12 protein-coding genes and 1 tRNA gene are annotated in these 12,227 nt (G+C 61.6%); 6 read left to right on the forward strand and 7 right to left on the reverse strand.

The window, feature by feature from the left end:
• The first annotated feature begins 113 nt into the window (after positions 1-113).
• The 4 genes from VEJ16_08680 to panC are packed head-to-tail and all read left to right on the forward strand — an operon-like array spanning position 114 to position 3,029.
• A complete protein-coding gene (locus VEJ16_08680; GenBank protein HYB09732.1) occupies positions 114-728 on the forward strand; it encodes a biotin transporter BioY in 615 nt (204 codons plus the stop codon).
• 3 nt (positions 729-731) lie between these two features.
• Positions 732-1,307, forward strand: coding sequence for a DUF6314 family protein (locus tag VEJ16_08685; GenBank protein ID HYB09733.1), 576 nt, complete (start codon positions 732-734; stop codon positions 1,305-1,307).
• A complete protein-coding gene (panB, locus tag VEJ16_08690) occupies positions 1,304-2,146 on the forward strand; it encodes a 3-methyl-2-oxobutanoate hydroxymethyltransferase (protein ID HYB09734.1) in 843 nt (280 codons plus the stop codon). Before VEJ16_08685 ends, panB begins: the two co-directional genes overlap by 4 nt.
• Positions 2,147-2,153: 7 nt before the next feature.
• Positions 2,154-3,029, forward strand: coding sequence for a pantoate--beta-alanine ligase (gene panC, locus VEJ16_08695; protein HYB09735.1), 876 nt, complete (start codon positions 2,154-2,156; stop codon positions 3,027-3,029).
• A 6-nt stretch (positions 3,030-3,035) separates the two neighbouring features.
• Here panC and VEJ16_08700 read toward each other — a convergent pair whose 3' ends face one another.
• From VEJ16_08700 to VEJ16_08710, 3 genes are read right to left on the reverse strand one after another with little or no spacing between them, the layout of a single operon-like run.
• Positions 3,036-3,974 carry a DMT family transporter gene (locus tag VEJ16_08700; protein HYB09736.1) on the reverse strand — a complete coding sequence of 313 codons (939 nt, stop codon included), beginning with the start codon at positions 3,972-3,974 and terminating at the stop codon, positions 3,036-3,038.
• Positions 3,964-4,452 (reverse strand): xanthine phosphoribosyltransferase, encoded by a 489-nt coding sequence (gpt, locus tag VEJ16_08705; GenBank protein ID HYB09737.1) that lies wholly within the window; start codon positions 4,450-4,452, stop codon positions 3,964-3,966. Before gpt ends, VEJ16_08700 begins: the two co-directional genes overlap by 11 nt.
• Positions 4,453-4,468: 16 nt before the next feature.
• Positions 4,469-4,927, reverse strand: coding sequence for a DUF4864 domain-containing protein (locus VEJ16_08710; GenBank protein ID HYB09738.1), 459 nt, complete (start codon positions 4,925-4,927; stop codon positions 4,469-4,471).
• A 193-nt stretch (positions 4,928-5,120) separates the two neighbouring features.
• Between VEJ16_08710 and VEJ16_08715 the strand changes: the two genes are divergently transcribed.
• Complete coding sequence (locus VEJ16_08715) at positions 5,121-6,713, forward strand: gamma-glutamyltransferase family protein (GenBank protein HYB09739.1); 1,593 nt, start codon at positions 5,121-5,123, stop codon at positions 6,711-6,713.
• Positions 6,714-6,732: 19 nt separating this feature from the next.
• Here VEJ16_08715 and VEJ16_08720 read toward each other — a convergent pair whose 3' ends face one another.
• Positions 6,733-7,263, reverse strand: a complete 531-nt coding sequence (locus tag VEJ16_08720) for a hypothetical protein (GenBank protein HYB09740.1) — start codon at positions 7,261-7,263, stop codon at positions 6,733-6,735.
• 255 nt (positions 7,264-7,518) lie between these two features.
• Here VEJ16_08720 and VEJ16_08725 point away from each other — a divergent pair.
• A tRNA-Arg gene (locus tag VEJ16_08725) sits at positions 7,519-7,595 on the forward strand.
• 395 nt (positions 7,596-7,990) lie between these two features.
• Here the strand turns inward: VEJ16_08725 and VEJ16_08730 are convergent.
• The 3 genes from VEJ16_08730 to VEJ16_08740 form a co-directional block, all read right to left on the reverse strand.
• On the reverse strand, positions 7,991-8,815 hold the full coding sequence (locus VEJ16_08730; GenBank protein HYB09741.1) for a hypothetical protein: 825 nt from the start codon (positions 8,813-8,815) through the stop codon (positions 7,991-7,993).
• Between the two features lie 186 nt (positions 8,816-9,001).
• Positions 9,002-9,883: a TauD/TfdA family dioxygenase gene (locus VEJ16_08735; GenBank protein ID HYB09742.1), complete on the reverse strand. Its 882-nt coding sequence runs from the start codon at positions 9,881-9,883 to the stop codon at positions 9,002-9,004.
• Between the two features lie 528 nt (positions 9,884-10,411).
• Complete coding sequence (locus tag VEJ16_08740; GenBank protein HYB09743.1) at positions 10,412-11,824, reverse strand: NAD(P)/FAD-dependent oxidoreductase; 1,413 nt, start codon at positions 11,822-11,824, stop codon at positions 10,412-10,414.
• Between the last annotated feature and the right edge of the window lie 403 nt (positions 11,825-12,227).

The raw sequence follows: 12,227 nt of genomic DNA on the forward strand, positions 1-12,227 counted from the left end.
GGTCCTATAGCGTACACCCCTGGCCCCGGCGGCGGCACCGCGTGCCCGCCGACCGTGCGAGCGACACGTCCCAGGCAAGATCGAAAATCCAACCGAAGAAGAGGCGAAAATCGATGAATTCCGAGTCCATGACTGCTCGCGTGCCGACCCTGGCCGGTATGCTTTTGCCGCGCTCGGGTAAAATTGAAACAACGCTTCTGGCAATTGGCGGCAGCCTCTTGCTCGCCGTCTCGGCGAAAATACAAGTGCCGTCTTGGCCCGTGCCGATGACGTTGCAGAGCTTGGCCGTATTGCTGATCGGCATCGGGTTCGGCAGCAGGTTGGGGGTCGCGACGATCCTCGTCTATCTCGCCGAGGGACTTTTTGGCCTGCCGGTCTTCGCGGGGCCGTTAGCCGGCCCGGCATACTTTGCGGGTCCGACCGCGGGTTATCTGTTGGGCTTCTTGTTGAGTGCCGCGACCGTCGGCGCACTCGCCGAGCGCGGTTGGGATCGTAATCTGCTCGGCGCAGGGATCGTCCTGGTCGCGGGGCACGTTCTTATCTTCATTCCCGGCGTCCTTTGGCTCGCGGTTCTCTTCGGCCCTGCCAAGGCCGTCGCCGTGGGCGTGCTCCCGTTCATCACGGGATCGATCGTCAAGACGGCCCTCGGCATCGCCATTGTCGCCCTCATGTGGCAGCTCGCCGACAAGAAGCGCCAAGCGAGCATGCGAGATCGTGAGACGAGGTGAGGGATGAATGCCGCCGGGCGCATCGACCGGACGGTAGCCTATCCAATTCGCGATCTTCGCGCGTTCCTCGCGGGAGCTTGGCGGATCGTCCGCCGTATCGGCGATCGACGGCTCGGCATCGTCGGGCGGCTCGAAGGGTGTGCGACCTTCGCGCCAACGGCACGCGGCTTTTGTTATGACGAGAGCGGCACGCTGCAATTCGGCGCCTACAGGGGTTCCGTTACGCAACGCTATCTCTTCGACATCGAGGATTCTGCCCCGGCGGCTAAGATATGCCTCGCGGATGGCCGGCCCTTCTATGTCCTCGATCTCCGTTCCGGCGTGGCGAACGTCGCCCATGACTGCGGTGCCGACCGCTATCGCGGCCGCTATCGCACATTTTGCGCCGACGACTGGACCCTGACGTGGCGCGTCGATGGACCGCGCAAACGGTATTCGATCGCGACCCGCTATTCGAGGGATGCGCCCTCCGCCCTCAATCCTCAGATCGAAAGCATTGATCGCCGGCGCGATACGTGCACCAATCCGCTTGGCCGAGGCCGCCCCCCGGCCATGCCGCTCAAGGGGGATATGCTTTGAGTGCAACGAGCCGAAACCGACCGACGACCGCACGGGACCTTCGTGCGCGCAAGGGCGGGGATCCCATCGTCTGCCTGACCGCCTACACGACGCCCGTCGCCAAATTGCTCGATTCCCATTGCGATTTACTGCTGGTTGGCGATTCGGTCGGGATCGTTCTCTACGGCCTGGCCAGCACCCTTGCAGTGACCTTGGACATGATGATCAATCACGGGGCGGCCGTCATGCGGGGTGCTGAGCACGCGTGCGTGGTCGTCGACCTACCGTTCGGCACATATCAGGAATCGCGCGAGGCCGCTTTCCGCACGGCAGCACGGGTGATGGCCGAAACGGGATGTGCCGGCATCAAGCTCGAAGGTGGTGCGGAGATGGCGGAGACCGTCGCATTTCTCGTTGAGCGCGGCATTCCGGTTCTCGGCCATGTGGGACTGAAGCCCCAGTCGGTGCATGGGCATGGCGGCTATCATGCTCAAGGCCGGATTGCGTCAGAGGTCGAGCGCATTTTTCGGGACGCCGAGGCTATTTCGGAGGCCGGGGCATTCGCCCTCGTTCTCGAAGGCACCGTCGAGCCCGTGGCACGCGCCGTGACCGAGCGGGCCGCAGCACCCGTGATAGGGATCGGCGCCTCGCCCGCCTGTGACGGGCAGATCCTCGTGACCGACGACATGATCGGGTTGTTCTCGGATTTCACGGCGAAGTTCGTCAAGCGCTACGCCGAAGTGGGCGGCATCATCGACGAGGCGGCCCGCGCTTACGCGGCCGATGTGCGTGCGCGCCGCTTTCCCGGGCCGGAGCATTGCTACGGTGCCGGCCCCGAGACCAAGCGCAAGGCGGTTTGAGGTCGGCGTGGCCGCCGCGCGCGGAGCGACGAGCGCGCTTGCGATCCTGAACCGCATTCCCGCGTTGCGCGAAACGGTCCGCGCATTCCGCGCCGCGGGTGATACGATCGCACTCGTGCCGACCATGGGCGGGCTTCACGACGGGCATCTCGCACTCGTCCGGCATGGAGGAAGGTTCGCCAACCGGGTGATCGCGACGATCTTCGTGAACCCGACCCAATTCGGGCCGAAAGAGGACTTCGCGGGATATCCGCGGGATACGGCGAGCGATATCGCCAAGCTCGAAGGCGTTGGAGCCGATGCCCTCTTCATGCCGGATCTCGATGAAATGTATCCGCCGGGTGCGAGCACCACGGTGAGCGTATCGGGCTTGACCGACGGCCTCTGCGGGCCGTTCCGGCCGGGACATTTTGCGGGCGTTGCAACCATCGTGACAAAGCTCCTGCTTCAGGCGCTGCCCGATGTCGCCCTGTTCGGCGAAAAGGACTTCCAGCAGCTCCTGGTAATTCGCCGGCTCGTGCGTGACCTCGACATCCCCGTGCGCATCGAGGGTGTCCCGACCGTGCGGGAAGCCGACGGCCTGGCGCTCTCATCGCGCAACGTCTATCTTTCACCCGAAGAGCGGCGCACGGCGCCGATGCTCTATCGCGTCCTGACACACATCGCCCGGACGCTTGCAGACGGGGCGGACGCGGAACCCCTCTTGGCGGACGGACGAGCCGAGCTTGCGAAGGCAGGCTTCGATCCCGTGCAATATTTGGCGCATTGCGACGCCGAAACACTGGAGCCCCTTGCGCGCGCCACTCGGCCCTCCCGGGTTTTCGTGGCGGCGTATCTCGGTCGCACGCGACTCATCGACAACGTGCCCGTCGCGCAGCGCTGAGCGCCCCTATCGCTTTAACGCCGCCGGCGATCCCGTCTTGGGTTGGAATACGATGAGGGAAATCGCCCCGACGATCGACAGCAGGGCGGTGACCTCGCGCCAACCGAGCGGCTCGCCGAGGAAAACCGCGCCGGAAAGCATTCCAACCATCGGCACCATCACGGACCCGATTGCGGCGACCGTCGCGGGGAACAGACTCACGACCTTGAACCAGGCGTATTGCCCGAACAACATCGGCACCATGAGCGAGTAGGCGAGCGCCAGGAGTGCCGGAGCGCTCGCGTTTTGAATGACGATCGGCCCCGCGAACAGTGCCACGATCAGGATCGGTATGCCGCCGAGCAATAATTGCCAGCCCGCCAGCACAATCACCGGGATCGGCCAGCGGATGCTCTTTTGCACGATGGTTCCCGCTGCCCACGAAAATGCCGCGAGTACCGCAAGGAGAATACCGAGGGGCGAAGCGCCGAGTGCATCGATGCCCGAGGAGATGAGGACGAAAACGCCCAACGCGCTCAAAGCCAGCGCCGCGAGGATTCGCCAAGTCAACCGCTCCCGAAGAAAGATCACCGCGAGGAGCGTGGTCCAGATGGGCATCGTATAGGCGAGCACGGCCGCTTTGCCCGATGCGATCATATGCGCCGCGTAAGCGCTCAGGATCTGCCAGCCCGTGATGTTGAAGAGGGCGGCAAGGGCAAATCTGCGCCAAATGAATCGCGGCAGGGCAAGGGAATGCCCGCCGAGCTTCGCCATTGCGAGCAGGACCAATCCCGCGAACATCGCCGTCGTCACGCGATACTGCCAGATCGGGATTTCGGCCACGGAAATCTTAATCGCGACCCAGTTGGTTCCCCAAAAGATCGCGACCCCGGTCAACAGCGCCCAGCCAAAGCCCGGCAGGTGCGAATGGGAGCCAATCGCAGGCTTGGACGAATCAAGACCCACGGGATGCGCCGGCGAGCGGTTCGGCAAAGCGTAGCTCGGTGTCCCACGGAAAGTGAATCCACGTATCCTGACTCACTTCGGTCACGAACGTGTCGACGAGCGGGCGGCCGGCCGGCTTTGCGTAGACGGTCGCCATGTGCGCCCTCGGCAGAAGCAGGCGGACGACCCGCGCGGTAGCGCCCGTGTCGACGAGGTCGTCGACAATGACCCATCCCGCTCCGTCGCCGGGCGGAGCCTTGAGGACGCGCACGTCGCCTTGCGCCTGGTGCTCGTAGCTCGCGACGCAAACGGTGTCGAGCAGTCGCAGGTTGAGTTCCCGTGCTACGACCACGGCTGGCACCAGGCCGCCTCGCGCGATCCCGATGACGCCTTTCCACGGCCCCTTTTCATTGAGGCGCCACGCGAGCGCCTTGGCATCGCGATGGAGTTCCTGCCAGGAGACCGGAAAGGACTTCTTGAATTGCTCGGAGAAAGTCACGGGCTATTCCGCTCCGTCATGCCGATTCCGCCGGCGCCTCGGCCAATGCGCAACCCGAGATGCGCCACGTGCCATCGGCCTCCCGCTCCATCGAATAGAGCGCCAGAACCGCGCGTCCATCGGGACCGACGAAAAGCACCTTTTGCACCGGGCCGTCTGGCATCGCGACGAGATCGCGAAACTCCGTCGTTTGAGGACGATATACCGATGGATAAGCCGTCCTCACCATTTCCATGAACGCGTCCGCGGTGCCGAATTTCGCTTGAATGCCGGGGGACGCATAGGCGAAGGCGGCAACACCGTCGTCGCGCGCGAATGCGGCAAGCTGGCTCTCGATGACGTGTCGGATCGCGGCTTGATCCGTTGCACCCGGCGTGTTGTTCCCGCTTCCCTGTGCTGCGGCGCAAAAGGCCCACAGGCAAAGCAAAGCCGAACGAATGCAAATGCGGTAGCCGCGGGCTGCACACTGGAACACGGCTCCCCCTCCTCGCCCTTCTGGCAAACGTGACCCTTGCCGCACGATTGCCTGCCCAAAATGGATTTCAAGGATAGACCTTACGGGAAAAATAGCGCAGCGAAAACACCACCGGCGCCATTCCTCCGTTGCAGATGCTCGCGGCTCAGGCTACGGATGGGCGTTCTAGATCCGAGCACGGGATATCGTTGCCATGCTCCACACGTTTCGAAGCACACGCGGCGTCGTTACTGCTCCGCACCACCTGGCCGCTCAAGCGGGTCTCGCAGTGCTGCGTGAGGGCGGCAATGCCATTGAGGCGATGATCGCGGCTTCGGCGGTGGCGGGTGTGGTTTATCCTCACATGACCGGCCTCGGCGGCGACGGATTCATGCTTATCTCGGCCGCGGGAAGGCCCCCGATTGCGATCGAAGGATGTGGTGCGAGTGCCGCGTCGGTCGATCTCGAATTCTACCGCATGAGGAACATCGCGCCGATTCCCGCACGCGGTCCGCTCGCGGCGATCACCGTCGCCGGAACCGTCTCGACGTGGCATAAGGCGCTCGAAATCAGCGAGCGGCACGGCGGGCGGATGAAGCGTGCCCGGCTTTTCGAGGACGCCGTCTTCTACGCCCGTGAGGGTTATGCGGTGACTGCAACGCAGGCGGAAAATACGGCGAGGAAGAAATCCGAACTCACGGGATCGCCCGGCTATGCGGAGGTCTTTCTCGTAAATGGTGAAGCGCCCGCCGTCGGTTCACGATTCAAGAACCCCGCCCTTGCGGAGAGCCTGGCGCTGCTCGCGAGCGCGGGCCTCGAGGATTTCTATCGGGGACAGCTCGCCAAGCGCATCGCGGACGATCTTGCGCACGCAGGCAGCCCGTTGACGCTCGACGATTTGAAGGCACATCCTGGCGCCCAAGAAGTAACGCCCCTCTCCCTCCGGCTCGGCAAGGCGACAGTTTATAATTTCCCGCCGCCGACTCAGGGGCTCGCCTCCCTCGTCATACTCGGCGCCTTCGAACGTCTCGGCATCGCCGGCGCCGAAAGTTTCGGTCATATCCATGGCCTCATCGAGGCAACCAAGCTCGCATTCAAACTGCGCGATATGCAAATCACCGATCCGAGGTACATGTCGCTCGATCCCTCGCATTCGCTCAGCGACGCGGCACTCGCCGAATTGGCTGCAAGGATCGACCGCAAGCGGGCCGCGAGCGTAACGCTCAACCCCGCCCCAGGCGACACGGTTTGGATGGGTGCAATCGACGCAAATGGCCTGGCAGTCAGCTTCATCCACAGCATTTATTGGGAGTTCGGCTCCGGAGTCACGCTGAGAGATACCGGCATTGTCTGGCAGAATCGCGGCCTCAGCTTTTCATTGACGCCGGGAGCACTCCACCAGCTTCGTCCTCGGCGCAAGCCCTTTCACACCAATAACCCGGCCCTCGCCCTTTTCGAGGATGGACGCGTTCTTTGCTACGGTGCGATGGGCGGGGACGGGCAGCCCCAGACGCAGGCCGCGATTTTCACGCGCTATGGAATGTTCGGCCAGCCCCTGCAGCAAGCCCTAACCTCGCCTCGTTGGGTGGTTGGGCGCACTTGGGGCGAGACGCGCACGGGTTTGCGCATCGAGAACCGCTTCGATCCCGTCCTGATCGAAGCCCTCCAAGAAGCCGGCAACGAGGTCGAGGTCGTCGGCCCCTTCATGGACGCGATGGGCCATGCCGGTGCCGTCGTGCGGCATTCGAACGGAATGATCGAAGGGGCATCGGATCCCCGATCCGACGGTGTTGTGGCGGCTTATTGAATCGCGACCATTTCGAAGCTCATCGCACGAATACGCGCACTTCGTTCGAATCGATCGCTTCGCTCGTCGTTGCCGACAACGTTACGCGCTCGGCCGGCAAGCCCATGTTGGCGAGCGAGCGCATCACGGCGTCCGCGTTCTTTTGCGACTCGTTTACCGCGAATGGGCTCTTGGCGGTCGCCTTGCGGGGCGCCACCGCAACAACGTCAAAACCGGCATCCGGTTTGCGCGCCAGGGCTTCGCTTACCGCGAGGTATAACGCTTGCTCGTACTGGACATCAGGGCGAGCGAACCGGATCACGACGAGCGGACGCCGGTCGTCCGCCGGTGGCGTGCCGGTCGAGGTGCTGGCCGAGGGCTCAGGCGTTTGGTTTTTTTCCGGAGTCGAGGGTGCCGCCGCACTCGGCGGCGATTTGTCTTCGGTGGTCGTTTGTTGAGTCTTGCCGGAGGGTTCTTGACCGACGAGGCTGGGGAGCAGGTCCTCTGTTGCAATCGAGCACCCGCAGACAAGCAGGATCGCGCCCAAAAGGGCGATTTGCCGCAGGTCCATTACCTACCTTGGGCTTTAGTTTGTGACGCCGCCCCGTTTGCGAGCGGCGCGTTTTGCGAGCGTACCTTGCCAGCATTGATTGCGCGTTGCAACGGCCTTCTCCCCGCAGCGGCGCCAGGACATTGCCGGCACGAGAACCTGTTGGCTCGCATACTTTGCCTTGCGTTTGCAGCCTGACTTGAGTAGTTTCCGACGCTTTCCGTCGCCGGATCGATGCCAATATTCTCTCGCTTCGGCAGGGTTTGCCCAACTCAAGCGCCCGTAGCTCAATTGGATAGAGCGTCTGACTACGGATCAGAAGGTTAGGGGTTCGAGTCCTCTCGGGCGCGCCAAAAATTTCAATATTTTAGCCTGATCCAGCCCGAACGATTGGAGAGGCGAGCAAGCACATAGCAAACAGCAGCGCCAAAATGGGGTCGCAATTTAGTACCTACAGCATTCAGCTGTTGGAGTGAAAGGACACATCCCGATCCACTTAATGGCGCGCTCGTCGTGGCCTGCATCGTCAGGGCTTTCAACGTGAAGGTCAGGCTTTACGTCCTCGCCGGCACGATCGCGGTCTATGCGCTCAGGTTGAATCTCTAGGGATATTGGTTCGGCGGCAACGTGCTCGCAGGCGGCTATCGGCCGAGGGCTGAGTGGCCGTCGGCAAGAGGCGGGACGACACGGGGGATTACCTGCGACGGACCTCGCAGACATCACCGTTCCTGAATGTACGGACCCGACCCTATCGCCGATGTGACGCGGAAGCCGCTGCCTGCAGACTGTCCACAGCAGCCTGCGGGGTCAGCTTGCCGGTTGCCATCAATTCATAAGCGGCTGCCACCGAGTCCTCAGTGATCATCACCAGGGGTTTGCCGTCCGAGGAAAAATTCGTTGTGCCGTCATCGGTGAAGCCGATGACGTAAGGCATGCCAATGACAACGACGTAAAACCCGCCGCCGGGCCGGCGGTAAAACATGGGAGAACCATCTGCAAAACTAACATTCAGGAACGATGCACCGCTCACGCCAGCGCAATTGTAAACTAGATCCTGGAGGTGAGATGGGCGTCGAATCAGGAACGCGATTGCTGTTTCCGAACCATCGACCGGACGAACTTTTACGTAGGCGTGATAGAACCATTGGCAACTACCCGGGGTGTCGAGCCATTCTCCGGAGACAATGCTCCCACTCGCAAGGGTCATCTTGCCGCGAATCCCGAGTTCAAGCTCGACCAGGTGATTACGGGCAATTACCGCGTCGTATTCTGCCTTGTCGTGGGCAACCTTTTCAGGATCAGTGTCCGGCAACTCCTGGCGCCTATCGGCATTCCAGAAATGGTCTCCCACTTTTTCATTGTAACGTCCGGTAAATGTCACCACGAGCTCGCCATTATCATTGGTGAACAAACTCCCGACCGAGAAATGGTCGGGAAGTTCATAGCTCGGAACGCTGCCCGCTATTGCAGGGGTGATGCTGAAGAACAGCAGTGCAGTTACAGTGCAAAGCGCTTTCATGGTCACAAGACGTTGCAAACCGTGACGAAGGGGCTCTGTCGCCGCAACCACCATCGGCGCAGCTGGAAAGACTAGCTTTTAAAGGCAAAGCCTTGGTTAAAATGAGGGTGCCCTAGGAACCGTCGTCACCGCGCTCTTACACGAGCGGCCTGTTCATCCCGTCCATCCGGCTTCCAGAGGCAGTTACGGCGCTCCGCGCGATGTCGTGCCCCATCGCGACATATTTCACCGCCGTGTCTGTCAGGGCGTTTTTGCACCGAACGGTCGCATGCGGTCGAGCCCGTCGACGTCGCGTGCCGAGACGCAGATGCTGGCGAGCGTGCGCTCCTCGTCGAGTGGCCAGGGCCGCCCGCGATGGAGCATCGCGCGCTCGTCCCAAATGAGGATGTCGCCCGGCCGCCAGAAGTGCGTGTAGACAGTACCCGGCCGTGTCGCGAAGTCGATCGCCGCGTCGATGAGCGCCTGTCCCTCGGTCTCCGGCATGCCAACCACGGCAAAGGCGTGCGAGGCGATATAGAGCGCCTCCTCGCCATTGACCGGATTGCGCCAGACCGCTCGCCAGGCCTGCTCCGCCCAGCGCGTACTTCGCGGCTGCTTCGCGAGCTCTGCGAAGATCTTGGCGCGCGAGTGCGCGTAGCTGTGGCGCAGCGTCGCATCGCGCAGCCGGTCCTTGAGCGGCGGCGGCAACTCGCGCCAGGCGACGCGCGTTGAGGCGAACTCCGTCTCCCCGCCCGTCGTGCTCAGCACCCGGGCCGCGAGGATGTTGGCAAGCGCCGGCACCGGTAGGAAGGTGCTGTCGGTATGCCAGAGATGGTTTGCGATGAGGTTGAGGGTGTGGAAATCTTCCGCCGCCGAAATGGTGCCGTCGGCGAGGCGGTTGGTGACGTTGTCCATGCGCGGCGTCGGGCCGTTTCGGCCCATCGAGCGATCCTCGATCGGCCCGAAAAGCGCGCCAAGCGCCAAATGCGCATCATCGTCGAGGTTCTGCCCACGAAACATCAGGAGCGAATGCGCCTCGAACGCATCGCGGATAGCTGGGTAACCCGCCTCCGCGGTGACGCACCTCAGGTCCATATCGTGCACCTCGACGCCGAAACTCGGGTGAAGGGGGGTCATGCGCATGGCGGCCATTCCTCGTCTTTCGGTTCAGCCGGCGCGCCCAGCGAAGCGATCGAAGCACCGCTTGGGCAGGATCAGACCGAACGCGTTCGCGAGCAACACGAAGAATGCAACTGCGCCGTCCGAAATGGCGCCCGGTGCCAGATCGGTCGGCGCACGCACACCGTGCGTGCATACGTTCTTGTGTTTTAATCTCTACGTTCTACACGGCTGTGCCGCAAAGCATCGCTCATCAATGTGGTCTCGGGCAATCAGCATTACCGATAATGTCCGAATCTGGCACAAAGCGGACCTATCACGTGTCCGCGGTTACCCCCGGGTTCGAGGTAAAGCGCGCATTGTATCGCCCGCTTAGGCGGGGATCGATTTATAAGTACACAACCTGGCAGCACATGTCCGAGCGGCCGCATGCTGATCGGGCAAACATTGAATCAGCTCCCAGCATCAATCGGCCCGTGCCGATGGACAAGCCCGGTTTCCTGCCACAGCTCGACACCAAACCCTTCGTATCCTCGCATAACGTAATGTTCCTTAGCTGGGCGACGGACGATGGCCTGTTTTGCCGGGTGACGCATCACGGGTTACGCCGGGATAAGCAACAGTCTTCGGTTTGCCGTCCGCACCGTTATAGATGTCCAGGCAATCTTTTCCGCATTGCTTGATTTTGGGCAATGCGCTTTGCACTCGGCGTGGTGCGGCGGCACCATATTCTAGATACTTGCGCTGGGTCGCAATGTGATCCGCCAGAAACTTGGCGTCGTGCCACACACCCCAAATGAAGCTGGAGCCGCGTCGCGATTGCCAAGGCAATCCCAGAAAGTAAATACCAGGTTCCGCCGATACGCCGCGCTGATGCCTAGGCTTCCCATTTTGATCAAAGGCATCAACTTTCATCCAGCTATAGTCAACGGCAAAGCCAGTTGCCCAAATGACGGAGGCAATTCCCGTCTCTGCCAGATTGAGCGAGAGAATGGGGTTGGTCACGCAGTCCGAATCCGGCGCGAAGTCGCGCGCATGCGGCTCCTCTGGCAAATCCAGACCGTTGCGGGCCACGTAGGCGTCGGCTTCGTCCAACAACGAAAGGTAGTTCGCATCGCCTTGCGCGAGATTCTTGACAAGATCTGGCGCGAAGGTGATTACACCACCTTTGTAAGATTCTGTCCGACCTACGAGTGTCATCCCTTGTAATGCAAGGTGACGAAAATCGATCGTATGACCGCCCTGAGCACCACTTACTGCGATGGTCACATGCTCCTTACTCGGCTCTTGGGCTGCAGCATCCCACTTGCCCAAGACCCCTAGCCACCAACAAAAGTCGCGCCCGCGATAGGCTCGAGGCGGACGGTCGTGAGGGCCAACCGAGAGATAAACCCGCCTACCCGCCCGCAGTAGTTCCTCCGCGATCTGTGCGCCCGACGATCCCGCGCCGACAACCAATACGCCACCTTCCGGTAACTCGGCAGGGTTGCGGTAGCTACTGGAATGCATTTGTAGGACCCCAGCCTCGTCCGGAACAACGGCCGGAACGATCGGGCGCTGGAACGGGCCGGTTGAGGCGACCACATTGTTGGCCTCGATCGTACCGTGAGACGTTTCAATGCTGAAACCGGGCCGGCCGACATTCCGTTCAACCCTCAGGACTTCCACGCCACAGCGGATGGGAGCGGCTATTTTTTTTGCGTAACTGACAAAATAATCCGCGACAGCTTCCTTCGGAGCGAAGGCGTCGGGGTCAACGTCGGAAAATTCCAATCCCGGAAAACGGTCATGCCAGGCCGGGCCATTTGCGACCAGACTGTCCCATCTGTGCGAGCGCCAGCGTTCTGCGATCCGGTGTCGCTCAAGGACGAGATGGGGCACGCCGCATACGCTCAGATGCTCGCTCATAGCTATCCCGGCCTGCCCAGCCCCTACGACGAGGGTGTCTACCCTTTCCACCGACATTTCTACCTCCGCTGGCTTTCTGAAAGTGCCTTCGAATACTGCGAGGGTTGGGGGCTTACGAAAATTAAGATTTCACGCAGCCATGATTAGGATGTTCCTAAATCCCCATCGAGTCGTCTTTTGACCTCGCGGATGAACTCGGCCTTGTCGCTAGCCAGTTCGACCTTCAAGGCGAAAGCATCCTGGGCGCCCAGCCGAGCTAGTCCTGATCCTAGGGTATCAAGCGGTCCGGTTTTGGACATGACTTGTCGCTTCATTCAACAGATATAGACACGGCACTTAAGACGACATAGATCAAATACTGACGGCAGGTCGCGCTTGTATTCGGTGTCGGAACCGACAATAAGGAGAACATGCCTCTAAGATTCACACTTAGACAGCTCGAATACTTCGTCGCAGTCGG

Source organism: Alphaproteobacteria bacterium (assembly GCA_035625915.1).
Taxonomy (GTDB): Bacteria; Pseudomonadota; Alphaproteobacteria; order JACZXZ01; family JACZXZ01; genus DATDHA01.